The sequence below is a fragment of the Polynucleobacter sp. AP-Kaivos-20-H2 genome (genome assembly GCF_018882215.1).
Taxonomy (GTDB): domain Bacteria; phylum Pseudomonadota; class Gammaproteobacteria; order Burkholderiales; family Burkholderiaceae; genus Polynucleobacter.
The window spans coordinates 91,028-115,839 of the sequence record NZ_JACVOX010000004.1 but is presented as its reverse complement, the minus strand read 5'-3'; the positions used below and the strand labels follow the sequence as shown (position 1 = coordinate 115,839).

The following is a 24,812-nucleotide window of genomic DNA, read 5'->3' as shown; positions in this document are numbered from 1 at the left end:
CTATGAAATCTTTTTTTACACGCCTTGCATTCACAATATTTTGTGGAGCGCTTTTAGTCTCATGCTCTTCACCTCAGGTTTCTCAATATGCAGCTGAGAAACCAGCTTTAGACCTGAGTGAATACTTTTCTGGAACGATTGATGCCTATGGCATCTTTACTGATCGTAGCGGTGAAGTGAAAAAGCGTTTTACCGTGCTGATCAAAGGAAATTGGACGGTAGTTGAAGGTAAAAAAGTCGGAACCTTGGATGAACGTTTCGAATACTCTGATGGCACAAAGCAAACGCGCATCTGGACGCTAACTGAGCAATCTCCGGGTAATTACATTGGTAGGGCTGATGATGTGGTGGGTGATGCGCAAGGTCAGCTTGCCGGAAATGCGCTTAACTGGACCTATACCCTTGCTTTGCCGGTGGATGGCGCTATATATAACGTGCAATTTAATGATTGGATGTACTTAATTACCCCCAAGGTAATGCTCAATAAGGCCAAGATGAGTAAGTTTGGGATTGATTTGGGTGAGGTGACTTTGAGCTTCTACAAGCGCTAAGCAAAAGCACCGGATTTGTGTCACACTTTCTTGGAAGTCGCCTTTGGGCGCCTCATCCAAGGAGATCCAGATGAATCATAAAATCAAGCAAATTTCAATTGCTTTATCCGCTGTGGGAATGTTGTCATTAGTGGCATGCCAATCGATGGAGCAAGGCGCCGGGCAAAAAGCCAGCGCTAGCCTTGATTCAAGGTCAGGCTCACAAGCCAAGGGTGAAGTGGTATTCATTTGGCAAGGAGATGATGTTCTCATCAATGGTAAGTTTTCTGGATTAAAGCCAAACTCAGAGCAAGGCTTTCATGTTCATGAAAAAGGCGATTGCTCTGCTCCGGATGCAACCAGCGCAGGTGGTCACTTCAATCCTGAAACAAAATCTCATGGCATGCCAAATAGCGGCATGAATCATGCAGGAGATCTGCCCAACATTAAGTCCGATGCCAATGGCAACGCAACTTACACTGCTAAGTTACATGGATTTGCTGTAAATACAGGCTCAACTGGAATTGTTGGTCGCTCTGTGGTTGTGCACAGAGACCCGGATGATTACAAATCTCAGCCTGCAGGAAATTCTGGCCCACGTATTGCGTGTGGCTTGATTAAGTAATCGCATCTATTCATTAAATTAGTTTATACAGGGCATTTCATGAGAATCGAAGATACCGATCCAGCGCGACATGCAGGGATTGAATATCCAATGGAGGTGGGTGCTCCAGTATTTGCGCCCATTAAAGTTACTGAGGAAAAAGATAAGGCTGTTAACGTAGCTCGCCAAAATGCCAAGCTTGAGTACGATCGCATTATGGAGCAGGCTGAGGTCTTGATGAAACAAGCTAAAGCCCTGCAAGCAAGGCTAGATGCTACGGAAATGGTGCATAGCGCTAAATTTGGCTTTAATCCTATTCATGGAAAAATTTATCATCTGTACTATGACGGTAGAAATAACACCAATGTATTGATTCAGAATGGTCCGAAAGAATGGAGCTGTGGAATTCCAGGTGGCTGGACTTATTCAATGGCAGTAAAGAAGTTGGGTGACAGTACTTGGGCGGTAATTGAAGACGATTCTGTTGGCGCCCTTACTGTATGATGTTTTTCTCTATATAAAAATAATTAGGTGACCTGTGACAAAAGCTCGAGTCGTTAGTCTTACAGAACTAGGTAGTGCAGACGTAATCAAAGTGATTGATAAAGAATTGCCACCACCTGCAAAAGGTGAAGTGCAGCTCCGTCAAACTGCCATTGGATTTAATTTCATTGACGTATATCAGCGCTCAGGCGTTTATCCATTAGAGATGCCTACGGGCCTTGGGCATGAGGCTACAGGTGTGGTTGAGGCTTTGGGCGAAGGCGTCACTGATTTAAAAGTGGGTGATCGCGTCGTTTATATGAATGCTGGGATTGGTGCTTATGCAAGCGCACGTAATGTAGCAGCCGACAAATTGGTTGTTCTGCCAAGCAATATTTCTGATGAAGTAGCTGCAGCCGTTTTCTTTAAAGCAATGACTGCACAATATCTTGTGCAAAAAACCTATAAAGTAAAAGCTGGTGATGTAGTGCTCGTGCACGCAGCTGCTGGCGGCGTTGGTCAAATATTAGCTGGTTGGGCAAAAGCATTGGGTGCATTTGTCGTGGGCACTGTGGGTTCGCCAGCAAAGTTTGCGGCTGCTAAAGAAGCGGGTTGCGATGCTGTTGTTGATTACTCTCAAGCAAATTGGGTTGAAGAAGTGCTTAAAGCCACTAGTGGCAAAAAAGCCAATGTGGTTTATGACTCTGTTGCTAAAACTACTTTCTTAGGCTCTTTAGATTGTGCTGCTCCTTTTGGAACAGTCGCTTTGTTTGGCGCTGCTTCAGGCCCAGCTCCAGAAATTCAGCCAGAGATCTTAAATAAGAAGGGCTGCCTGTTTTTAACTAGACCTTCTGTATTTCCGCACAACGCTACTGCAGCTTTGTTAAAAGAAAATGCCAAAGCAGTATTTGATGCAATTGCCAAAGGGCAGGTTAAAGTACAAATCGGTGCTAAATTTTCTTTAGAGCAAGCTGCTGATGCGCATCGTGCTGCTGAGGGACGAAAAGTTTCAGGCGCCATTGTGATGACTCCATAAGCTTAAGTGTTCTAACGCACATAAGCCCCGTGTATGCGGGGCTTTTTTTATGCATCAATCAGACGTAAGATAGAAGTATGAAAACACTTCTCAAAATACTGATTGCCACTCCAATCATCTTATTGAGCTGTTTGTCCTTGGCACAAATTCCTGAGACACAACATTCACAGGGAATTTCTTACATCACTGGTGGGGTAGGCGAGAGTGAGACTGTTGCGATTTTAGCTGATGCAAAGCAATGGCCATTGCTATTAGAAATGTCTCAAATAGAAAATGGCAGGGGAGTCTGGATCTTCGGAGCAAGTATCAAAATCATGAGTTCTAAAAAACAGCTCATTTTTGATGCCCAAGCAGATGGGCCTTATATGCTGATTAATCTTGAGTCTGGTGACTATGTGATCGAGGCAACTTATCAAGGGGTGGTTCAAAAGAGGGCGCTTTCTATTAAATCCGACTCACCACAAAAGGCTTCCCTTTTCTGGAAATAATGCCTTGAAAATTGACGCATTGCGTCATAAGCCTAAACATTCAATTTGGTCTATAGTTTCCTGATTACTACAATCATCAGGAGATGAATGAATGAAATGCTTTTCAACTAAAAGCGGTTTGAGCCTATTGCTTTCGGCAATATTAGTTTCAACAGCCTCACTCAGTAATGCGCAGAATTCTCCAGCTGTAGGTGCTCAGGGTAAGACTGAGGCGCTATGGCTTGGACAGGCTGGGTTCCGGATTAAATCTCCTCAGGGAAAAATGATTCTGATTGATCCCTGGATTACTGGCGGACCTAAGACTCCGCCGATTTACAAGAATGATTTGGCGGCGATTGGTCCGATTGATGTGTTGCTAGTGACGCATGCACACGTTGACCATCTTGGCGATGCCCCAGCTGTGGCTAAGATGAATAACATCAAGTTATATGGTCCAGCCGATATGGTGACGCCACTCACTACTTTGGGAATTCTGCCAGCAGACTTGGGTCATCGCTTTAATAAAACGGGTCGCGTAACACCTGCGCCTGGAATCAAGGTAACCGCAGTTCAAGCAGAGCACTCTTCTTTATTGGTTTGGAAGAATCCGGCTACAGACAAGATGGAGTCACATCCCGCCGGCGAGCCTATGGGCTTCATTATTGAGCTTGAGAACGGTTTTAAGATTTGGCACATGGGCGATACCGGCTTATTTAGTGATATGAAATTCATTAGCGAACACTACAAGCCCGATCTAGTAATGGTTCCAATTGGAGGCAATTTCACAATGGCTCCGGATGATGCTGCATATGCATTGCGCACCTGGGTGAAGCCAAAGATGGTGATCCCAATGCATTACAATTCTAACCCGATGACTAAAGGTACGTTAGCCGAGTTTCAGGAGGCTATGAAGGGTAGCAATATCAAAATTATTCCGATGACTGAAGGTGAAATAGTTCAATTCTGAGCAGTCTCTAACTTTCAATCCTAAGGATTATTTTGAATTCAATTGCTTCTGAAGTGAGGGCGCAGCTTGCCCCTCACGGTGTACTTTCTGCTGCCGTCTATCTTGGTAATTTCTTGTTAGTGACTGGTCGCACGTCTTCAGGAGAGCCTACGGGTATTGCGCCGGATATCTGTCGCGCGATAGCAAAGCGTATGGATGTGAAATTAGACCTAAAGGGTTTTGAGACTCAAGATGAGGTGGTTGATGCTGCCGCTAGCGGTAGGTGCGGAATTGTTTTAGTAGGATCTGATCCAGCACGTGCACAAAAGGTGATATTTACTCCTGCTTATGCGGAGCTAGAGGCAACTTACTTGGTGTCTGATGAGTCACCAATACAAGATATTGCTCAGGTGGATCAACCGGGGGTTCGAATCGCATCTTTCTTTAAGAGTGCGTACGATCACTGGTTACAAAGAAATTTAAAGCATGCCTCTCTAGTTCACGCAGATAGTCTCCAGGCAAGTAATGAACTTTTTCTTAGCGAGCACTTAGATGCGCTGGCCGGCCTTAAGACAGGCTTAGTAGCCTTTGCAAAAAAACATCCAGGTTTGCGAATATTGGAGGGTCAATTCACTGGAATTCAGCAAGCAATCGCAACCAATAAATCTAATGTAGAGGCAATCGATTTTCTGAGTGCATGTGTAGAAGAATGCATTCGTAGTGGTCTGGTGAATGATCTGATTCAGAAATACCAAGTTCAAGGCTTATGTGCAGCACCCATTCATCACGGATCAGTAGCAAAGTAGTATGAAAAAAATTACATTCGTCTTTACTCTGATGCTCGGCTTGTTTGCTTATCAAAACACCTTTGCCCAAGCAAGCACTTACCCGAACCACCAAATTAAAATCATTTCTCCTTTTGCCACAGGTGGGATTGCGGATGGATTCTCACGCATCATAGCGCAGGGCTTGAGCGAGTCTTTTGGGCAGCCAGTTATTGTGGAAAACAAGGCAGGTGGCGGTGGAAATATTGGTGCCGACTTTGTGGCTAAATCGCCAGCAGACGGCTACACCTTAATCATGGGAAGTATTGGCACACATGCTGTTAATCCCTACTTGGTTAAAAACATGCCCTATGATCCCCTGAAGGATTTTGTGCCGGTGGTATTCGTATTGGATGCAGAAGGTTTGTTAGCGGTTAATCCAAATTTACCCGTTAAAAATGTTGCCGAGTTAATTGCTTATCTGAAAGCAAACCCAGGAAAAGTTTCTTACGGTTCTGGGGGCATCGGTACCGCTAGTCATTTGGCTGGAGAGCTTTTTGTAATGACTGCAAAAGTAGACATGACGCATATTCCTTATAAAGGGAATGCCTTAGCTATTACTGATCTCATTGGGGGTCAAACTCAAGTGATGTTTGCAACCATGCCTACTATTCTTCCTTACGTCAAAAGTGATAAGTTGCGAGGTTTGGCTGTCACTGGCGCAGGGCGAGATCCATCTATGCCAGATTTGCCAAGTATTAGCGAAACCTTGCCGGGATTTGATGTAAAGAATTGGATTGGTCTATTTGCTCCAGCAGGTACCCCACCTGTAGTTGTTAAAAAATTACACGATGAAGTTGCCAAAATCATGCAGCAGCCAGCAGTTCAAAAGAAGTTGGAAGCAGAGGGCGCAAAGTATTACGCTATGACACCAGAGGCATTCGGAGCATTTCAAAAGAAGGAATCGATTCGCTGGGGCAAGATTATTAAGAGTGCTGGCATCAAGCCGGAGTAGAGCCCTCTAAAGGCGGGCGTGTCTCGCTCTGTGCGCTAAGCGCTAGCCAAGGAAGCTAACAGAGGCTAACCTAGTGAGCTAGCACTTACTAATTGCAATGTAGTACTGGCTTTAAACCCTATAAATTGAAGGTTTCTTAGTTTTTTATTGCAAATAGTTCGTATTAGTACTATATTAGTTCTAACTAGTACTTTAAATAGGATTTATGAACTTTTTACCCGTCCTGAGAAACCTCGTTTCTGCCTATCAAGCTTTTGAGCGTTATTCAGCTCCGCACATAGCGGCAATGGGTTTAACGATGACCCAGTTTGATGTGATTGCCACGTTGGGTAATCAGTTGCCGATGTCTTGTAAAGAGTTGGGTGAGAAAATACTGGTGACCAAGGGAACGTTAACGGGGGTGCTAGAGCGCTTGGAAGCAAAAGGTCTCATTTTTCGTCAGATAAATTCTGAAGATGCGCGTAGTCAGCTGATTGGTTTAACGGCATCTGGACAGTCATTATTTGAAAAAGTATTTCCAGAGCATTTGGAACATCTAAATGGCGCATTTAAGAAATTATCATCAAATGAATTAAAGCAATTAGAAGAGTCATTGCGGTTGCTGAGAGACGCATTTAAATCATAAACATCAAGTCAAGATTTTTTTAGGAGAAATTGATGAGTAAAGTAGCTGTTGTATTTCATAGTGGTTATGGGCACACCGTAAAGCAGGCTGAGGCTATTGCTAAAGGCGCTAATGGAACATTGATTGCCATTAACGCTGAGGGCAATATTACTGATGCACAATGGGCGACACTCAATGATGCTGACGCTATTGTGTTTGGCTCTCCAACCTATATGGGTACGGTGAGTTGGCAGTTTAAGAAGTTTGCTGACGCTAGCTCTAAGCAATGGTTTTCACAACAATGGAAAGACAAGGTCTTCGGTGGTTTTACGAATTCAGCAACAATGAATGGTGATAAGCATTCAACCCTACATTACTTCTTTACTTTGGCTATGCAGCATTCTGGTCTTTGGGTTGGCACTGGATTGATGCCTTCGAATTCGAAAGCTGCAAAGCGTGATGATATTAACTATGTGGGTTCATCTGCGGGTGCAATGATGCAAACACCATCTGATGCAAGTGCTGACGAAGTAAATGCAGGTGATCTGGAGACTGCACGACTGTATGGCGAGCGTGTTGCAAAAATTACCAAACAGTTGCGCGGATAATGGATAAAGTCAGATACACCTCTGTTGCCATCATCTTGCATTGGGTGATGGCGCTCTTGATATTTGCAACATGGTCAATTGCAATTGCCGTGGATGATATGCCATTGAGTCCACTCAGAATTACAGGAATCAGCTGGCACAAATGGCTTGGTGTCACCATATTCTTTTTGGTGGTTCTGCGCTTATTGTGGCGCGCAATTCACCCAGCTCCTGCATTAAACCTCGCAATGCCAGCATGGCAAGAGCATGCAATGAAGCTAACCCATCTTGCACTGTACTTATTGATGCTTCTGATTCCGATTGTGGGCTGGTTAATGAGTTCTGCTAAGGGCTATACCGTCAACTACTTTGGCTTATTTGAATTACCGGATCTGGTAGATAAAGATAAGACACTTGGCCATCAGTTGAAGGAGATCCATGAGTTTTTGGCTAATGGATTAATAGCTTTGGTTGGACTTCATATTTTGGCTGCTCTAAAACATCAATTTATCGATAAAGATGGCTTATTAAGTCGTATGACCTTTGGAGGGTCTACCCGTGAAAAGTAAATTTTCATTTCATTTAGGAATGTTGGCACAGGCTTTATTGGCGATGCTATTTATTAGCGCTGCAAGCTCGGCTTATGCAGTGGAGTATTCATCTATTGATGCCGCGAAAAGTAAAATTACTTTTACAAGCAAATTAATGGGTTCAAAAATCTCTGGAAGTTTTGGAAAATTTTCTGGGAAGGTTTTATTTAACCCAGACGAGCCAGAAAAAGCGAAGGCTAACCTCATTATTGAAATCTCAAGTTTTAATGCTGGTGGGGAAGAGTTGCAAGAAGAGGCAAAAGGAAAAGACTGGTTCAGTACAAAGCTCTTTCCAACTGCCAGCTATGTAACGGATGCTGTAAAGATTACGGGCCCCAATAGTTTGGATGCCCATGGAACCCTAACCATCAAGGGCAAAGCTGCGCCACTGTTGATATCCGTGAAGTATCAGCTGCAAGGCAAGCAGATGGTCTTTGATGCTAGCTTTCAGGTGCTGAGGTTGGATTTTGGCTTGGGTGCTGGAAACTGGGCAGACACTTCTGCAGTCGCCAATGAGGTGCCAGTCAATGTTCACTTAGTCTTAAATCCAAAATAGTTTTACAAATTAACTTACTTACTCAATTTTTAATCAGGAGAATTACATGAAATCAAAATTACTTATCGCTTTATTTACAACTATTGGCCTTAGCTCTGCTTTTGCTGCGCCAGTAACTTATGCTACTGATGCTAACCACACCTTTGCTCAGTTTGAATATAACCATTTAGGATTCTCTAAGCAGACCAGTCGCTTTAATGCAGTTGCTGGAACTGTAGCGATTGATCAAGCAGCTAAAAAAGGCAGTGCAGATATCACCATTGATACGAAATCTGTCGATACAGGATCGACTGTATTCAATAATCACATCCAGGGTGAAGATTTCTTATCGACTACACAGTTTCCAACTGCTAGCTTTCAATCAAACGATATGATTTTTAAAGGCGACAAGCCAGTTGCTTTAAAAGGGGTGTTGACATTGAAGGGTGTAAGCAAGCCAGTTACATTGAATATCACTAATTTTGAGTGTAAAAAACATCCAATGTCTGGTGCTGATTATTGCGGTGCCAATGCTGAAACAAAAGTTAAACGCACGGAATTCAATATGGGTAAATACGCGCCGAACGTGGGTGACGATGTAACCATCATGATTGCTATTGAGGGCTCTAAAAAGGAGTAATTCCTTTCGTTGGGCTGATGTCATCTGAAAAAACCACCTACGGGTAGTTTTTTCATTCTCGGCCGACTCGGTTTATAATTACATAAGTAATTGAATTAAAAGGGATTATTCCTTTAATTCCACTTTTGCTGGTTTGACAACTCTTAGGGGCTCTTGGACAATGCCATGGGTGGTTGATTCAAGCCCCAAGTCCACATGACAGCTGATACTCATTCCTCCTCCAATACACCGCATTTGACGCTCGAAGCCCGTGCGCTGACATGTATTCGTGGGGAGCGACAATTATTTCAGAATCTGAATCTCACAGTAACGGCTGGAGAGTGCCTACATGTGCGCGGCGAGAACGGGGTTGGAAAAACTAGCCTCTTAAGACTCCTGACGGGTTTATCTAAGCCAGAGGCGGGAGAGGTTCTTTGGAATCATCAGTCAATCGCTAAAGACCCTTCTACATATCATCGGGAGCTTTTATTCCTGGGGCATCGTGATGCTCTGAAAGAGGATCTCACTGCATTGGAAAATCTGCAGCTGTATGCAGTGCTAGACGACATTCATTTGCCGGGTGATAAGGCTTTAGCAGCGCTCTGGCGTTTTGGATTGCGTGGGCGCGAGAGCCTACCGGTCAGTTGTTTATCGGCTGGACAAAAGCGTCGAGTCTTAATGGCACGTATGTTGACACGTCAAGCGAAGCTGTGGATTTTGGATGAGCCATTCAATGCGCTGGATATTCGTGCCGTTCAAGATTTGCAAGGGTTAATAGCAGAGCATGTGGAGCAAGGTGGTCTAGTGGTACTGACTAGCCATCAAGCAGTGGATCTTTCGCGTGTGAGGGTGCTAGACCTATGAACGCTCTGCTCGCAATCATTCGCCGTGATTTGCTCTTGGTCATGCGCCGCAAGAGCGAGGTACTTACGGCCCTCTTCTTTTTTGTCGTGGTGACTAGTTTGTTTCCATTAGGTATTGGTGCGGATGCTGCTTTGCTGCGTAAGATTGCTCCAGGCGTTCTTTGGGTTGCAGCCTTACTGTCTACTCTATTAGGCTTGCAGCGGATGTTTGCTGCCGATTATCAAGATGGCGCTTTGGAGCAGCTCGCCTTGTCGCCCCAGCCGATGGTCTTATTGGTAACTGGAAAAATTATTGCCCATTGGATTGTGAGTGGGCTGCCGCTCGTGCTCTTAGCTCCGATCATCGGCATTCAGTTTGATCTGGATGCTAGCTCTTTGTATGTACTGATGGGAACTCTATTATTAGGTACCCCAGTGCTATCCTTGCTAGGCTCCATAGGTGCAGCCTTAACCTTGGGTGTCAGAGGCGGCAGCGTGTTATTAAGCTTATTGATATTGCCTTTATATATTCCGGTTCTCATTTTTGGCGCTGGCGCCGTATATGCTAATAGTGTGGGTTTGGATACGTCAGGCCATTTTTCATTGCTTGGCGCATTATTGATTTTGGCTTTAGCATTTGTTCCTTGGGTAAGTAGTGCTGCTGTAAAGATTGCAATTGAATGAATCCGATAAATACTTTTTCTAATCACCGCTTAGTTAACTGGTTTAAGTTATCTAGCCCCAGCACTTTTTATCCGGTGGCGGGTAAGCTCATCCCATTCTTCTGGGTATTGGCTTTTCTATTTGGTGCTGCTGGTCTGTGGGTAAGTTTCTTTGTTGCGCCGGTAGACGCTGTGCAAGGGCAGGGCTATCGCATCATTTTTATTCATGTGCCCGCATCCTGGATGTCGATGTTTATTTATTTAGTTATGGCTACATGGGCAGGATTAGGACTAGTCTTGAATACCCGTTTGTCTGCCATGATGGCGCAGGCTCTTGCCCCTATAGGTGCTTGGATGGCATTTCTATCTCTGTGGACCGGAGCGTTCTGGGGCAAGCCCATGTGGGGTGCCTGGTGGGTTTGGGATGCTCGGCTGACTTCAGAGTTAATTCTTCTCTTTCTGTATTTGGGCTTTATTGCCTTGCGAGCATCGATTGATGATCCTCGCCGTGCCGATAAGGCGAGCGCCATTTTGGCTTTGGTAGGTGTTGTAAACGTACCGATCATTTATTTCTCAGTGAAATGGTGGAACACCTTGCATCAAGGCGCCTCCGTTTCTCTCACAAAAGCCCCGGCGATGGCACAAACCATGCTCTGGGGAATGCTGTTGATGGCTTTATGTCTTTGGATGTACACCATTGCAGTCACCTTAATGCGAGTGAGGGCAATCATTTTGGAACGTGAAGCCCATGCTGATTGGGTGAGACAATCAATTGAGGTGAAAATCTGATGTGGAATAGCCCTTCTGAGTTTTTTGCCATGGGCGGCTACGCACTGTATGTCTGGAGTAGTTTTGGTGTTTGTGCGCTGGTATTGATATTGGAATCCCTCATGGTGCGTGCTCGATTTAGAGCAATCGTACGTCGGTTGAAGCAAGAGCAATTAGCTGAGCAGTTTGATAAAGAGATTAGTAAGTGAAGCCTAGACATAAACGTGCATTGATGATTGTTGCAGCGCTGATCGTAATTGGTGTAGCCGCACTTTTAATTTTGAATGCGCTTAATAGTAATATTGCTTTATACGTCACCCCAAGTGAAGTGTCAGCAGGCAAAGCGCCTCAAGGTCAGGCTTTCCGAATTGGTGGCATGGTAAAAGACGGCTCTTTAAAGCGCGATGGCCTAACCGTGCACTTTGTGATTACTGATCTGGTGAAAGATATTCCAGTAGCCTATACAGGCATCCTTCCTGATTTGTTTAAGGAAGGTAAAGGTGCCGTGATCCAAGGCCGTATGAATGCGAATGGTGAATTTATTGCCAGTGAAGTATTGGCTAAACATGACGAGAACTACATGCCTCCTGAAGCAAAACATGCTTTAGAGCAAGCTCAAAAAAACGGAACGAATAAATGATTCCGGAGTTTGGACATTACGCACTAGTTCTGGCGCTTTGTATTGCCTGTATTCAGGGGGTTTTGCCATTACTAGGCGCGCACTATGGCCGACGTGATTGGCTAGTATTAGCAAGACCTGCTGCGCAAACGGTTTTCTTATTGCTGGCGATTGCTTTTGGAATCTTGGCCTGGAGTTTTTACGCCAATGATTTTTCTTTACTCTATGTTGCTGAGCACTCCAATTCACAACTACCAGTGATTTATCGGTTAGGCGCAGTATGGGGTGGTCATGAAGGATCGCTTTTATTGTGGATTTTCTTGCTGACTACCTGGACCATTTTGGTTGCTCAGCTTTCGAAAGCATTAGATGACTTTATGGTGGCGCGAGTCATTGGTGTTTTGGGGCTGGTCACTAGTGGCTTGCTCCTGTTTGTTTTAACAACCTCAAATCCGTTTGAGCGTTTATTGCCTGCTGCTCAAGATGGCCGCTCATTAAATCCACTCTTGCAAGATCCGGGCTTAGTATTTCATCCGCCAATGTTGTACATGGGTTATGTTGGTTTTTCAGTGGCATTTGCATTTGCAATTGCTTCTTTATTGTCTGGAAGATTAGATGCCGCCTGGGCTCGTTGGTCACGTCCTTGGACAACCGCTGCTTGGGTTTTCCTGACCCTCGGTATTGCTTTGGGTTCATGGTGGGCCTATTACGAATTGGGTTGGGGCGGCTGGTGGTTTTGGGACCCCGTTGAGAATGCCTCGTTTATTCCTTGGCTCGTGGGTACTGCCTTATTACATTCTTTAGCTGTTACTGAAAAGCGCGGTGGCTTTAAGAGTTGGACTGTGCTCTTAGCAATTACCGCCTTCTCTTTATCGCTACTAGGAACCTTCTTGGTTCGTTCGGGTGTTCTAACTTCAGTTCATGCGTTTGCAACCGATCCAAGGCGCGGCATCTTTATTCTGATCTTCTTATCACTCGTCGTTGGTTCGTCTCTGATGCTTTACGCATGGCGTGCGCCTAAGAGTTCGATGGGCGGCAAATTTAGTTTGAGCTCCAGAGAAACATTGATTTTGCTCGGCAATGTCTTTTTAGTGGTTTCTGCCGGATCTGTTTTACTGGGCACCCTATATCCATTGCTGATTGATGCTTTGCATCTAGGTAAGATTTCTGTAGGCCCTCCTTATTTCAATAGCGTATTCGTGCCCATCATGGTGCCATTGCTGGTATTGATGGGTATCGGTCCATGGGCAAGCTGGAAGCAGAGTAATTTAATCAGCATCATCAAGCGCTTATGGATTGCAGGCGCAGTCGCTCTGATTGCAGGCGTTGGAATTCCCTTAATCATGGGCCAATTTACTTGGCTTGCAGGCATGGGCTTCATGTTGGCATTTTGGGTAATCGCTTCGGGCTGCATGCAAATTATTCGCCAAGCCAAAGCCGGTAAACCAACCCGTTCTTTTATTGGTATGCAGGTGGCGCATTTAGGTATTGCGGTATTTGTGATTGGCGTCACAATGGTGGGTGCTTATCAAGAAGAAAAAGATGTGCGCATGTCCGCTGGCGATACAGTAAGTGTTGGTGGATATCAAATCCAGCTTCAGGGTGTTAGTAATGCTCGCGGCCCAAATTACCAGGCAATGCGCGGTACGTTCTTGCTCTCTAAAAATGGCAGCGATCACATCAATCTTTATCCAGAGAAGCGAAGCTACTTTTCTTCGACGATGCCAATGACTGAGGCAGCGATTAATGCTGGGCTCACCCGCGATATTTATGTATCACTAGGTGAAGAATTGGCCGATCAATCCTGGGCTGTACGTGTTTACTACAAGCCTTTTGTGGATTGGATTTGGGGTGGTTGCCTGTTGATGGCTTTAGGTGGCGTGTTGGCTATGTCGGATAAGCGCTATCGACTGAAGTTAAAGAGCAAGTTCGCATGAAAGCAAAATTTTTAATCCCTCTGATCTTGTTTGTGGGCTTGGTAGTCTTTTTGGCTATTGGCTTAAATCGTGATCCACATGAGGTCCCATCACCTTTAATTAACAAGTCTGCCCCTGCATTTGAAGTATCTCAGTTGGCCGATGCTAATAAAATGTTTTCACCAGCAAGTATGAAGGGGCAAGTGTGGATTTTAAATGTTTGGGCATCCTGGTGTGTAGCTTGTCGCGAAGAACATCCGGTATTGGTTGAGCTTGCTAAGTCCCAAATAGCGCCAGTGATTGGTTTGGACTACAAAGATAAGCGTGAAGATGCTGTAGCAATGCTGGCAAAACAAGGCAATCCTTATTCACTCTCCGCTTTTGATGGCAATGGGCGTGTTGGTATTGATTACGGCGTCTATGGCGTACCTGAGACTTACATCATCGATAAGGCAGGAGTGATTCGCTTTAAACATATTGGCCCGTTAACAATGGATTTATTGAATCAAAAAATTTATCCTATGCTGAGTGAGTTAAAGAAATCATGAGGCGAATTTTATTAATCGCCGTTTGCGTGTTTAGTTTAGGCAACGCGTTTGCCAAAGATGCTGCACCACTCGCGGATGATCCTGTAACAGAACAGCGATTAATTAGTATTTCAGAAGAGATGCGCTGCTTAGTGTGTCAGAACGAGTCATTAGCTGGCTCACGCTCCGATTTGGCCAATGATTTGCGTCGTGAAATTCGCATATTGATCAAAGAGGGTAAGAGCGATGATCAAATCCGCTCATTTATGGTTGAGCGCTATGGCGATTTTGTATTGTATCGCCCACCAGTGAAGCCGGTGACCTGGTTGTTATGGATTGGCCCATTTGTTATTTTGGGTCTGGGCGTTGCTGGTTTATTAATGTATTTAAGACGCAGAGATAGCAGCGTGCCTAATGTCGCGCTGACTGATGCTGATAATCAAAAAATCGATGCACTATTAAATGCAAGCGATAAGAAAGAGGGATGAAATAAGTGACTAGCTTTTTGATCCCCGCCTTTTTACTCCTGGTTCTGGTATTGGTGCTATTGCTGCGCCCATTCATCTTTCCCGCGAAGAGCTCGTCGACATCGCGTCGTCAGATGAATGCCACCATATACCGAGAAGAGTTGGATAAATTAGAGGCTGAACATACGGCTGGTGTAATTACTTCTATTGATTATGAAATTGCGCATGCAGAAATGCGTCAGAGACTCTTTCAAGACACTATTGAAGAGGATGATCGAGAGGTTGCAGGTTCCTCAAAGAAGACTGCAATCGGGTTATGTATCTTTATCGTCTTGCTCTCATCGGCGCTGTATTTCTCCTTGGGGGATGTTGTTCGGGTGGCCCAAAACAATTCTGAAAAACCAGTCACCCAGGAAGGTGTCGAAAAAATGGTGGCTGAATTTGCCATCAAAATGGAAAAAGATCCTGGCAACTTAAAAGGCTGGGCGATGTTAGCTCGTTCCTATCGAATCTTGGGCCGTGATGAGGATGCTGCCAAAGCATACGCACGTGCTGGTAGCTTTATTGATTCTGATCCGCAATTGTTAGCCGACTATGCAGATGTACTGGCAAGCAATGCAAGTGGGAGTTTTGTTGGGAAGCCTTCGCAGTTGATTAATCAGGCATTAAAACTGGACCCGAATAACATGATGGCACTTTGGCTTTCTGGAACCGCATCTTATAACGCTAAAAATTACAAGGCAGCGGTGCAGTCCTGGGATAAGCTTGCGCAACAACTTCCGCCCAATACGGATGAGGCGCGTGCTATTCAAGGATCTATTGCTGAGGCGCGCTCTAAAGGTGGTCTGACTACTTCAGCGCCGGTTGCTCCAGCCGGAAAAGGCATTAGCGGAAAAATTGAATTGTCTGCTGACCTTAAATCTAAGATTAAGCCTGGCGACATTGTGATGGTGATTGCACGCAAGCCTGGTGAGCGTATGCCTGTGGCTGTCTTGAAGGCATCAGCAACTGACTTTCCAATGAGCTTTATATTGAATGATTCATTGGCGATGAATCCCAGTGCGCCTCTGTCTCAACTATCTGAGGTGAGTGTCGAGGTGCGCATTTCTAAGACTGGGATGGCGAAGCCGGAAGTGGGGGATTTAATCTCTTCAGTGCAGACAATTAAGGTCGGCACAACCAATGTTCGCCTACTAGTTGACCAAGTTCGCCATTAAGGTTTTAGCCTCTACCCACAAACGGCATATTGGTTGCCATAATCGTCATCGACAGAATATTGCTTTCGAGTGGCAGTTGGGCCATATGCAGTACGGCCTCACCAACATGATCAACATCCATGCGTGGCTCTACCTTAATCGATTGATCTGCCTGCAGGATCCCAGCAGCCATACGTTCAGTCATCTCTGTTGCAGCATTGCCGATATCGATTTGACCGCATGCAATATTAAAAGGGCGGCCATCTAATGCAATGGTTTTGGTTAAGCCGCTGATGGCATGTTTGGTCGCCGTGTAGGGCGCTGACATTGGACGAGGTGCATGTGCTGAGATTGAACCATTATTGATAATTCTGCCACCTTGTGGAGATTGCGCTTTCATCATACGAATCGCTTCCTGTGAACACAAGAACGCACCACAGAGGTTGGCATTGACTACACTCATCCACTGCTCATAACTTAAGTCTTCCATTGGGATAGCAGGAGCCCCCATACCGGCATTATTGAAGAGTACGTCAATGCGGCCAAATTGATTGCTAAGTGCCGCAAATAGCTTTTTGACTTCATCGGGTTTGCCAACATCGCAAGCAACCGCAAGACAGTTACTTTGATTACCGCCGATATCAGCAATAGCCTTTTCTAATCTATCTAGATTGCGTCCAGTTAGGACCACTTGATAGCCCCCCTTTAGAAGGGCTTTGGCAGCCGCCCGCCCAATACCAGTTCCTGCACCAGTGACTAGGGCTACCTTAGTTTTTGCTGAATTCATCATGTTCTTTAGGGCTACTTAAAAGCATCATCTTATCGTGGTTTATTAGGCCTGTTTTGAAACCTTTGCCTATTGCTTTGCTCGGGGCATAATGCAAAAAACACAAGAGATTTCCATGAATTTCATCAAAAGACAAATTTATAACCCTATAGCTCTGGTAATCAGCTTTTTTGCGCTACTGATCATTTTCTTTGCCGTACTCTGGATCTTGGTTCCTCCGCCTCCCAAGTCGATTGAAATGGCCACTGGCTTTCCTACGGGGCTGTATTACCAGTTTGGTGAGCGTCTAAAAACGGAAATAGCTAAAGAGGGTGTTGATCTTAATGTGCGATCTACTGGTGGGACCTTAGATAACTTAGCTCTTTTAAATGACCCCAAGTCTGGGATTGATTTTGCAATGGTGCAGGGTGGGGTCGCCAATCTGAATGAATATCCAAAATTAGTATCGATTGCAGGCATGTTTTACGAACCTATTTGGGTTTGGTATCGCGATGCTGCATTTAAAACTGATGGTGGTCAACTCACTATCTTGAAACAATTAAAAGGCAAGAGAGTTTCTATAGGCAATGAAGGAAGTGGTACTTTAGTGCTCGCTAAAGATTTATTGCGAGTTAGTGGCATTTCTGAAAATGAGATTAAGCTGGAAAAACTTAAGCCAGATGATGCTATCGAGAAATTAAATAATGGGCAATTAGATGCCGTATTTATTGTGGCTGCAGCTGAGGCGCCGATTTTGCATAAGTTTTACTCTGTACCCGGTATTCGTTTGATGAGCTTTGACCAGGCAGATGCTTATACCCGCAACTTAACCTACCTATCTAAAGTGATTGTTCCTAGAGGTTTGTTGAGTATTGAGTTTGATCAGCCACGTCAAGATATTCAGGTAATGGCCCCTACTGCTACTTTGGTTGCCCATGATAATGTCAGTCCGGCCTTGGTATCGCTTTTGCTTGGGGCTTCCTACGATATTTTGAAAACCTATTCTCGCCTACAAAAAGTGGGTGAGTTTCCATCTAGCTCAGGCTTGGATTTCCCCTTGCATGTAGATGCAGAAATCTATTTAAAAGATGGGCCTTCATTCTTACATCGCCACTTACCATTCTGGACAGCGGTGTGGGCTGGACGTTTTGTCAAAATTGTCATTCCATTATTGGTTATTCTGATTCCGCTATTTACTTATATTCCGTCGACTAAGAACTTCTTCTTACGATTGAAGTTGGCTCAGGTATATGAAGAGCTCAAGGTGATTGAGAAGAATGCCCAAAATCCAGCGCTAAAAGAAAAGAATTTCAAAGATCTTGAAGATATCGAGAGGCGCGTTGGAAATATCAAGGTATCCATGTTGGATGCGAAAGAACTATACGACCTCAAAGGGCATGTGGGTGAAGTGCGTCACCGCCTAAATTTAGTTAATTAAAAGGGATCTGGAAATGAGCAGGCTAATTCAACATCTATTTTTGGCTTTAGGCTTGCTTGGTTCTATTGGAGTTCAGGCGCAGACCTACCCAAGCAAGCCCATATCCATGGTGGTGCCTCAGGCAGCGGGTGGCACTAATGATATCGTTGCGCGTTTAATTGCACCATCATTTGGTGAAGCTATTGGCGCCTCCATTGTGGTTGAAAATAGACCTGGTGCTGGCGGTAATATTGGTACCCAAAGTGTTGCACGCTCACCTAAGGATGGCTATACCTTACTGCTCACCATTAATAGTGCGCAAGCTATCAATCCTTCTTTGTATAAAAATCCTGGCTTTGATCCTGTAAATGATTTTGTGCCTTTGTATTACATTGGAGCAACGCCTTATGTATTAGTTTCTCCACCAGGATCTCCTTATAAAACATTGGCGGATGTCGTGGCTGCGGCTAAGAAGAGGCCTGGAGAGTTGTCATATGCATCAGCTGGTAATGGCACGATTAGTCACTTATTAGGTGCCATGCTCAATGCGAGCGCTGGCATTGAAATGCAACATATTCCTTACAAAGGAGTAGCCCCAGCAATTAATGATGTATTAGGTGGACAAGTGCCACTTGCATTTGCGAGCTTACCCTCTGCACTCAACTACATTAAAGCAGGGAAGCTTCAGGCGATCGCGATTAGTTCTGCAAAGCGTTCTAGTGCTGCGCCTGAAATTCCAACGATTGCTGAAACTTATCCTGATTGTGTTGGTGAGGTATGGGTGGCCATCTTTGCCCCTATTGGCGTTAGTGCGGATGTAATAAACAAGGTACAGGCAGCGATGGAGAAGACCCTATCTAAATCAGAAGTGCGTGAGAAACTATCTGCACAGGGCTTGGATCTTGCACCCGTTCCAACTAATAAGTTGAGCGCTTTACTAAAGGATGAGTTGGCTAAGTGGGCAAAAATTGTGAGGGCATCTGGGGCACAGTTGGATTAACGCATTTTTGCTGCTTGACCTAAAATAGACCCATGACAATTACTGGCCTTGCGCCAACACTGACCCCCCTCAAGCAGATTGATCAAGCTTTGCGTGATGACGGCTTTGCAGTGGTGTCCGCTGAGACGGTTGCTGAGTTTAGCAACGTAGATCTATCCAAGCTTCAAACCCTTACCAAGTATTGGGAAAACTTGCCCCGCGACCCTTATTTAAAAGATGGTGGGCGCTATCGCTTTCGTCGACATGCTAGCTATGAGATTAAGGGCGATGAGCTCACCTTGGTTCCACATCGCGCACACTGGCAATCACTGGATTACAACGCATTGCATGGTGGAATTGAGCGCTGGTTTGAGCCTATTCAAGGTGAGTTATTAAGTAATGCTGCTTGGCAATCTGTCTTGCTCGGGCTTGCACATCTCTTGAATAGCCTAAAGCCTGTGAATACTTGGTTTGTTGAGGCGCATCAATTTCGAATTGATACTACTGATGGTATCGGACGTCCAACGCCTGAAGGCGCCCATCGCGATGGCGTTGATTTTGTAGCAGTCTTCTTATTAGGTCGAGAGGGTATTAAAGGTGGCGAGACCAGAATATTTGATACCTCTGGCTCCGCAGGATTGCGTTTCACCTTGACACAACCTTGGTCTTTATTGTTAATGAATGATCAGCGCATGATTCATGAATCAACCCCAATTCAGCCATTAGCAAAATATGGTTATCGTGATACCTTGGTTCTCACTTACCGCTCTAATGGTTTTCAAGACTCCCCAAATCGAAGTCAGCAATAACGCTGCTAGTTTTATTCTGGCTCCATGCCAGCTTCTTTAATCGCTTTGGCCCACTTAGCAGTTTCTAGTTTGATCTTTTGGCCAAGAGCCTCAGGCGTTCCTGGCTGAGTTTCAAAACCATTTGCAGAAAGTCGATCTGCCAAATCTTTTGATTTAGCCGCATTGTTAATTGCTTGGTTTAGCTTGAGAATAGCGTCCTTTGGCATGCCTGCAGGACCAAATGCCGCAAAGAATGAGATGAGTTCATATCCTTTGATGCCTAGGGCTTCATTGACTGTAGGTAGCTCGGGAATCGCCGGCGAGCGCTTCAAAGAGGTTACAGCTAGCCCACGGATTTTGCCTGCTTGTACCTGAGGTAATGAGACCCCAAAGTCGGATGTGAACATATTCACCTGACCGCCAATTAAATCAGTCATAGCATTAGGGCCGCTCTTGTAAGAGACCCCAATCATTTTAATATCAGCAAAGTTTGCCAGCATTTCTGATGAAACGCGCTGTGATGTACTTGCATAAGCAAAAGTCATTTTTCCTGGATTAGCTTTGGCTAGAGAAACAAAGCCATTGAGTGATTTAGCGGGCACATCATTATTGATGGCAATAATAAGTGGAGCAGATCCAAAAAATCCAATGGGAGTAAAGGCAGTGTCTTGGTTATAGGGTAAATTTTTAACCAAGCTCTTCAGCGCGGCATTGGTGCTATTGGTTCCGAACAAAATCGTATAGCCGTCTGCGGGGGCCTTGGCCACAAAATCTGCACCAATCAGGCCATTTGCGCCAGGGCGATTTTCAACAACTACGGGCTGGCCTAATGACTCAGACATTTTTGCCGCAAAAGCGCGTCCAATTTGATCGGTTGTACTGCCAGGTGCAAAAGGAACAATCGCTTTAATGGGTTTGGAGGGGTAGCTTTCCGCTGATGCCAGGGGACTTGCAAAGCCAATGATGAGGCCGGCCCCGATCTGCAATAAACGAACTATCAAAGATTTGCTATTCATACTTTCTCCGTCTTGTTTACAGTAGTGTAGCGGGTCTAATTCGTTCTGGGCGAGTAGAATGAGTTCACGTTTCTACTGACTAACTATGCGCTTTCGTTCAGCTGGCTATACCCCTCTTATGCTTTTGGCACAAACCTGTGCTTTATTGGGTTTTGCTTGCTATGCCGTCGTGTTAACGACTTTGCAAGAAGAGTGGCATCTCAGTAATTTGCAGTCAGGCCTGATTGCGAGCGCTTTTTTCTTTGGCTACATGCTTGCCGTTCCATTAGCTACGGCTTTAACAGATCGGGTAGACGCGCGTAAGGTGTATTTAATAGGTGGTCTCACAGCAAGCTGCGGTCTTTTGGGTATGAGTCTGTTGGCTTATAACTTTTGGACGGCCCTACTTTTTATGGCGTTGAATGGCGCTGGTCTTGCTGGTACTTATATGCCAGGCCTCAAGATTTTGTCAGACCGCATCCAATCGGGAGAGTTAACTAGACATATTGCGTTCTATACCGCCTTCTTTGGCATCGGTACTGGATTTTCGTATTTGTGTTCTGGTTGGATTTTGAATGCGCTTGGTTGGCACTATGTATTTGGTTTGATTGCCTTAGGCCCATTTAGCGCATTTCTGATTGTCTTGTTGCTAATTCCAGCGCTTCAGCATGAAAAATGGCAGGGGCCGATCAATATCCGTCTGCACGATATCTTTCCAGTGGATAAATGGAAATTAGTTTTACAAGACAAAAATGCATCAGGCTTTATTTTTGGATATACCGCACATACTTTAGAACTCTTTGCTTCAAGAAGCTGGATTGTTGCCTTCTTTGCTTTTTGTGCAGTTGCTTCTGGCGAAGATTTCTTTCTGACTGCAACCACTTTAGCTGGAGTGATTAATTTCTTTGGCGTGCCATCTTCTATATTGGGTAATGAAATTGCTTTGAGAGTAGGGCGTCAAAAATGGGTGTGCATTGTGATGCTAACTAGTGCGGTATTAGGGATTGCATTCGCTTGCTCAACTGGCCAGTCGTGGTGGTTGATTGTTGCTTTGGCTATCGGGCACGCTATTTTCATCATGGCAGATTCCTCAACGCTCACTGCAGGCTTGGTAATTAGTGCGCAAGAAAATATCAAGGGCGCTGCAATGGGCCTGCACTCATTGATGGGGTTTGGTGGTGGTCTATTGGGCCCCGCCATTTTTGGTTTTGTTTTGGATATTTCCGGTTCACGTACTTCACAAATTGCCTGGGTATGGGCATACGTTGCTGTAGTCATGTGGAGTGTTCTGTTTGTGATTTATGAGCGACGTAGGGGCTGGGGTAGTTCAGTGCGCGTATGAGTAATCAGATGAATGAGCAGATAAATGAGCAGATAAATGAGCAGATGAGCAAGAAGAATGCTTTAGTTTGCTATCACTGTTCAATCCAGATTCTCCCAGGGGAACTCATTGAGGCGGAACTGGGTGGCGAGGCGCGTCCATTCTGTTGTCCAGGTTGCATGGCAATTGCGCAAACAATTCATGGAGAAGGCCTAGAAGTTTTTTATGCCAGACGTTCTCAATCGGGTGATAAGCCGGCGGCCTATCTTGCAAGTGATGAGATTCCGGAGAAGCTTAAGCCCTATGATGATCCTTCATTGCGAGGGCGTTTCACTCGTCCATCTGGAGGGGAGGGTGATCTTGAAACCACTTTACGTTTAGAAAAAATTCGATGTGCAGCTTGTGTTTGGCTGTGCGAGCAACATTTACGTCGTAATGCAGGTGTTAAGGATGTGCAAATCAATTATGTTACTCAAAAAGTAATGGTTCGTTTTTCTCCAGATAAAACGAGCTTAGCAAGATTACTTTTTGAAATTGAGCGCATTGGTTATGAGGCTTGGCCATTTGAACCCTCCCAATCATTAGATCGCGCTAAAAAGGAAAGGCGCCACCTTCTTTTGCGACTAGGTGTAGCAATGCTGGGCATGATGCAGGTCATGATGTATGCCTGGCCTACGTATGTCGGCGCCGACATTACTCCGGAATTTGAGATTCTTTTAGGTTGGACTAGCTGGTTATTGACTGTTCCTGTGATGGTCTACTCAGCAGGTCCAATATTCCAGGCGGCTTGGCGAAGTGTGCAGTCTTTTAAGCAAACGCATATGTTGGGAATGGATGTTCCTATTGCATTGGCTTTAGCTTTGGTATTTATTGCGGGCACTATTAATTTAGTTGCTGGTGTTGGGCATACTTATTTTGATTCCATCACCATGTTTGTGGCATTTATCTTGGCGGCCAGATATGTGGAGCTATTAGCAAGACAAGATGCGCAAGGTGGAGCAGAAGCCTTAGCTAAACAACTGCCTGCAACATGTGAGCGGGCATTGAACTATCCAGCATTACAAGAAATTGAAGTGGTTCCCGTGGTTAATTGCAATCCTGGGGAAGTATTACGAGTTTCTCCAGGGGAAGTGGTGCCTGCTGACGGTGTCCTGATTGAAAATGTGAGTGCTTTAGACGAGTCTTTGCTCACAGGCGAATCTAAGCCGGTTGAGAAAAAGATTGGTGACCGTGTATACGCCGGTACCCACAATATTCTCAATCCATTGTTCATGCGAATTGAAGCGGTTGGACAATCAACCCGCATTGCTGGAATTGCTTCCTTATTAGATCAAGCATTACTTGCTAAACCAGTCATGGTGAGTCTGGCTGAAAAGTGGACTGCTTATTTTGTTGCCTTTTTGCTATTTGGTGCGTTTGCATCATCCGCTATTTGGTTGTACTTTGACCCTAGTCGTGCGTGGACAGTTTTGGTTTCTGTTCTAGTTGCTAGCTGCCCTTGTGCTTTATCGCTAGCAGTTCCAACTGCTATGGCAGCAGCGCAAGGTGCGGTAACTAAATTAGGTTTACTGATTGTGCGTGGTCATGTGATGGAAGGTTTAGTAAAAGCAACTGACTTAGTGTTAGATAAGACCGGCACACTAACGATGGGTCAGCCAGAGTTGCAAGAGGTCATTAATTTGCGTACTGGCTATCGACGTGAAGATGCCTTGGCCTTAGCTACGGCATTGGAGGCAGGGCAAAGGCATCCGTTGGCACTTTCTTTGATGCGTGCCGCTAAAGCTGAAAATTTATCTTTACCTACATTGAGTGAACCAGTGATGAATCAACTGGGAAAAGGTTTAATTTCGGGTGAGTACCGCTTGGGAAGTGCGCTATGGCTGGGGGTAGAGCAGAGTGCGCAATTAGGGCAATACGGTCAGGTGCATTTAGCGGATGCACTAGGATTGGTAGCCAGCTTTGTATTCTTGGACACACCTAGAGCAGGATTAGAGCAATTCCTGAAAGTAGTGAAGTCGAGAAAGATTGCAGTGCATTTAGTTTCTGGTGATGATCGCGCCACGGTTGTATGGTGGGCTCAGCATGTTGGTATCGAGCACTATCAAGGCGGCTGTACGCCTGAAGATAAGTATGACTACATTGCAAGACTGCAAAAAGAAAATCGTTTTGTATGGGCTATTGGCGATGGTGTGAATGATGCCCCCTTGCTTGCTCGTGCTGATATTTCTATTGCGGTTGGCGCTGGTGCACCATTAGCTGCTGCTGGAGCCGATGCAATTCTGACGGCTAGTTCTCTAGAGCCTTTAGCCAAGACTTTATTGTTGGCTGATAAAACTCACGCAATCATCAAAGAAAACTTATGGTGGGCCTTGGCTTACAACTTGCTGGCCATTCCTGCCGCAATGATGGGCTTTGTAAATCCCTGGGTTGCCGGAATCGGAATGTCGCTTTCTTCATTAGCCGTGACTTTAAATGCCTGGCGTTTGCGAAAGGCTTAGACTATAGGAATGGAAAGCCTATTTCTTCTCATTCCCATTTCTCTGGTTTTAATTGGCCTTTTGGTCTGGATTTTGAACTGGTCCATAAAAAGTGGTCAATTTGACGATTTAGACGGTCCCGGTGAGGCGATTTTGATGGACGACGACACTCCAAAATCCAAATAAGTTAGTAAACACTCTCAATAATAGCTATATAGATAAATGCCTAGAGAAATCTAGGGTTTATCTTCACAACACCCCCTGAATTTGCCCCACCCTTTTTGATATAGAT

At 45.0% G+C, this 24,812-nt stretch carries 30 protein-coding genes; 28 read left to right on the top strand and 2 right to left on the bottom strand.

Annotation, left to right across the window (positions count from 1 at the left end; genetic code table 11):
- Positions 1 to 2 precede the first annotated feature (2 nt).
- The 22 genes from ICE89_RS11035 to ccmI all read left to right on the top strand — a co-directional run bounded on the left by ICE89_RS11035 (position 3) and on the right by ccmI (position 15,798).
- A complete protein-coding gene (locus tag ICE89_RS11035) occupies positions 3 to 551 on the top strand; it encodes a DUF3833 domain-containing protein (protein ID WP_216265919.1) in 549 nt (182 codons plus the stop codon).
- 70 nt (positions 552 to 621) lie between these two features.
- Positions 622 to 1,155, top strand: a complete 534-nt coding sequence (locus tag ICE89_RS11030; protein WP_251368457.1) for a superoxide dismutase family protein — start codon at positions 622 to 624, stop codon at positions 1,153 to 1,155.
- A gap of 39 nt (positions 1,156 to 1,194) precedes the next feature.
- On the top strand, positions 1,195 to 1,638 hold the full coding sequence (locus ICE89_RS11025) for a DUF2452 domain-containing protein (protein WP_216262568.1): 444 nt from the start codon (positions 1,195 to 1,197) through the stop codon (positions 1,636 to 1,638).
- A gap of 34 nt (positions 1,639 to 1,672) precedes the next feature.
- A complete protein-coding gene (locus ICE89_RS11020; protein ID WP_216265918.1) occupies positions 1,673 to 2,653 on the top strand; it encodes a zinc-binding dehydrogenase in 981 nt (326 codons plus the stop codon).
- Between the two features lie 77 nt (positions 2,654 to 2,730).
- The gene (locus ICE89_RS11015) at positions 2,731 to 3,141 is read left to right on the top strand and encodes a carboxypeptidase regulatory-like domain-containing protein (RefSeq protein WP_216262567.1); all 411 of its coding nucleotides are present in this window, start codon (positions 2,731 to 2,733) and stop codon (positions 3,139 to 3,141) included.
- A 91-nt stretch (positions 3,142 to 3,232) separates the two neighbouring features.
- Positions 3,233 to 4,087, top strand: coding sequence for a metal-dependent hydrolase (locus tag ICE89_RS11010; RefSeq protein ID WP_216265917.1), 855 nt, complete (start codon positions 3,233 to 3,235; stop codon positions 4,085 to 4,087).
- Between the two features lie 32 nt (positions 4,088 to 4,119).
- Entirely contained in the window at positions 4,120 to 4,872 is a 753-nt protein-coding gene (locus ICE89_RS11005; RefSeq protein ID WP_216262565.1) for a transporter substrate-binding domain-containing protein, read from the top strand.
- Position 4,873: 1 nt separating this feature from the next.
- The gene (locus tag ICE89_RS11000) at positions 4,874 to 5,845 is read left to right on the top strand and encodes a tripartite tricarboxylate transporter substrate binding protein (protein ID WP_216262564.1); all 972 of its coding nucleotides are present in this window, start codon (positions 4,874 to 4,876) and stop codon (positions 5,843 to 5,845) included.
- A gap of 205 nt (positions 5,846 to 6,050) precedes the next feature.
- Positions 6,051 to 6,470, top strand: a complete 420-nt coding sequence (locus ICE89_RS10995) for a MarR family winged helix-turn-helix transcriptional regulator (protein ID WP_216265916.1) — start codon at positions 6,051 to 6,053, stop codon at positions 6,468 to 6,470.
- 32 nt (positions 6,471 to 6,502) lie between these two features.
- The gene (locus ICE89_RS10990; protein ID WP_216262562.1) at positions 6,503 to 7,057 is read left to right on the top strand and encodes a flavodoxin family protein; all 555 of its coding nucleotides are present in this window, start codon (positions 6,503 to 6,505) and stop codon (positions 7,055 to 7,057) included.
- Positions 7,057 to 7,605, top strand: coding sequence for a cytochrome b (locus ICE89_RS10985; protein ID WP_216265915.1), 549 nt, complete (start codon positions 7,057 to 7,059; stop codon positions 7,603 to 7,605). Before ICE89_RS10990 ends, ICE89_RS10985 begins: the two co-directional genes overlap by 1 nt.
- Positions 7,595 to 8,182, top strand: coding sequence for a YceI family protein (locus ICE89_RS10980; protein ID WP_216262560.1), 588 nt, complete (start codon positions 7,595 to 7,597; stop codon positions 8,180 to 8,182). The genes ICE89_RS10985 and ICE89_RS10980 overlap by 11 nt, the downstream gene beginning before the upstream one ends.
- 46 nt (positions 8,183 to 8,228) lie before the next feature.
- Positions 8,229 to 8,801: a YceI family protein gene (locus ICE89_RS10975; RefSeq protein ID WP_216262558.1), complete on the top strand. Its 573-nt coding sequence runs from the start codon at positions 8,229 to 8,231 to the stop codon at positions 8,799 to 8,801.
- A gap of 195 nt (positions 8,802 to 8,996) precedes the next feature.
- On the top strand, positions 8,997 to 9,644 hold the full coding sequence (ccmA, locus tag ICE89_RS10970) for a cytochrome c biogenesis heme-transporting ATPase CcmA (protein WP_216265914.1): 648 nt from the start codon (positions 8,997 to 8,999) through the stop codon (positions 9,642 to 9,644).
- On the top strand, positions 9,641 to 10,306 hold the full coding sequence (gene ccmB, locus ICE89_RS10965) for a heme exporter protein CcmB (protein ID WP_216265913.1): 666 nt from the start codon (positions 9,641 to 9,643) through the stop codon (positions 10,304 to 10,306). The genes ccmA and ccmB overlap by 4 nt, the downstream gene beginning before the upstream one ends.
- Complete coding sequence (gene ccmC, locus ICE89_RS10960; RefSeq protein WP_216262555.1) at positions 10,303 to 11,073, top strand: heme ABC transporter permease CcmC; 771 nt, start codon at positions 10,303 to 10,305, stop codon at positions 11,071 to 11,073. The genes ccmB and ccmC overlap by 4 nt, the downstream gene beginning before the upstream one ends.
- On the top strand, positions 11,073 to 11,261 hold the full coding sequence (ccmD, locus tag ICE89_RS10955; protein ID WP_216262554.1) for a heme exporter protein CcmD: 189 nt from the start codon (positions 11,073 to 11,075) through the stop codon (positions 11,259 to 11,261). The genes ccmC and ccmD overlap by 1 nt, the downstream gene beginning before the upstream one ends.
- Positions 11,258 to 11,692: a cytochrome c maturation protein CcmE gene (gene ccmE, locus ICE89_RS10950; RefSeq protein WP_072583721.1), complete on the top strand. Its 435-nt coding sequence runs from the start codon at positions 11,258 to 11,260 to the stop codon at positions 11,690 to 11,692. The genes ccmD and ccmE overlap by 4 nt, the downstream gene beginning before the upstream one ends.
- A complete protein-coding gene (locus tag ICE89_RS10945; RefSeq protein ID WP_216265912.1) occupies positions 11,689 to 13,608 on the top strand; it encodes a heme lyase CcmF/NrfE family subunit in 1,920 nt (639 codons plus the stop codon). The genes ccmE and ICE89_RS10945 overlap by 4 nt, the downstream gene beginning before the upstream one ends.
- A complete protein-coding gene (locus ICE89_RS10940; protein ID WP_216265911.1) occupies positions 13,605 to 14,135 on the top strand; it encodes a DsbE family thiol:disulfide interchange protein in 531 nt (176 codons plus the stop codon). The genes ICE89_RS10945 and ICE89_RS10940 overlap by 4 nt, the downstream gene beginning before the upstream one ends.
- Positions 14,132 to 14,602, top strand: coding sequence for a cytochrome c-type biogenesis protein (locus tag ICE89_RS10935; protein ID WP_216265910.1), 471 nt, complete (start codon positions 14,132 to 14,134; stop codon positions 14,600 to 14,602). Before ICE89_RS10940 ends, ICE89_RS10935 begins: the two co-directional genes overlap by 4 nt.
- A 5-nt stretch (positions 14,603 to 14,607) precedes the next feature.
- Positions 14,608 to 15,798, top strand: a complete 1,191-nt coding sequence (gene ccmI / locus ICE89_RS10930; RefSeq protein ID WP_216265909.1) for a c-type cytochrome biogenesis protein CcmI — start codon at positions 14,608 to 14,610, stop codon at positions 15,796 to 15,798.
- Between the two features lie 4 nt (positions 15,799 to 15,802).
- Here ccmI and ICE89_RS10925 read toward each other — a convergent pair whose 3' ends face one another.
- Positions 15,803 to 16,564 (bottom strand): SDR family oxidoreductase, encoded by a 762-nt coding sequence (locus ICE89_RS10925; RefSeq protein WP_216265982.1) that lies wholly within the window; start codon positions 16,562 to 16,564, stop codon positions 15,803 to 15,805.
- Positions 16,565 to 16,679: 115 nt separating this feature from the next.
- On the opposite strand from ICE89_RS10925, the gene ICE89_RS10920 reads away from it, so the two are divergent.
- From ICE89_RS10920 to ICE89_RS10910, 3 genes are read left to right on the top strand one after another with little or no spacing between them, the layout of a single operon-like run.
- Positions 16,680 to 17,981, top strand: a complete 1,302-nt coding sequence (locus tag ICE89_RS10920) for a TAXI family TRAP transporter solute-binding subunit (protein WP_216265908.1) — start codon at positions 16,680 to 16,682, stop codon at positions 17,979 to 17,981.
- 13 nt (positions 17,982 to 17,994) lie between these two features.
- The gene (locus ICE89_RS10915) at positions 17,995 to 18,960 is read left to right on the top strand and encodes a tripartite tricarboxylate transporter substrate binding protein (protein ID WP_216265907.1); all 966 of its coding nucleotides are present in this window, start codon (positions 17,995 to 17,997) and stop codon (positions 18,958 to 18,960) included.
- Between the two features lie 32 nt (positions 18,961 to 18,992).
- Entirely contained in the window at positions 18,993 to 19,748 is a 756-nt protein-coding gene (locus ICE89_RS10910; RefSeq protein WP_216262546.1) for a 2OG-Fe dioxygenase family protein, read from the top strand.
- An 11-nt stretch (positions 19,749 to 19,759) separates the two neighbouring features.
- Here the strand turns inward: ICE89_RS10910 and ICE89_RS10905 are convergent, their stop codons facing one another.
- A complete protein-coding gene (locus ICE89_RS10905) occupies positions 19,760 to 20,743 on the bottom strand; it encodes a tripartite tricarboxylate transporter substrate binding protein (protein ID WP_216265906.1) in 984 nt (327 codons plus the stop codon).
- 85 nt (positions 20,744 to 20,828) lie between these two features.
- On the opposite strand from ICE89_RS10905, the gene ICE89_RS10900 reads away from it, so the two are divergent.
- Genes ICE89_RS10900 through ccoS form a run of 3 tightly spaced genes read left to right on the top strand, consistent with a single transcriptional unit; the run spans position 20,829 to position 24,706 of the window.
- Entirely contained in the window at positions 20,829 to 22,064 is a 1,236-nt protein-coding gene (locus ICE89_RS10900) for an MFS transporter (RefSeq protein ID WP_216265905.1), read from the top strand.
- Positions 22,061 to 24,541 (top strand): heavy metal translocating P-type ATPase, encoded by a 2,481-nt coding sequence (locus ICE89_RS10895; protein WP_255558823.1) that lies wholly within the window; start codon positions 22,061 to 22,063, stop codon positions 24,539 to 24,541. Before ICE89_RS10900 ends, ICE89_RS10895 begins: the two co-directional genes overlap by 4 nt.
- 9 nt (positions 24,542 to 24,550) lie before the next feature.
- Positions 24,551 to 24,706: a cbb3-type cytochrome oxidase assembly protein CcoS gene (gene ccoS, locus ICE89_RS10890; protein WP_216223553.1), complete on the top strand. Its 156-nt coding sequence runs from the start codon at positions 24,551 to 24,553 to the stop codon at positions 24,704 to 24,706.
- The last annotated feature ends 106 nt before the right edge of the window (positions 24,707 to 24,812 follow it).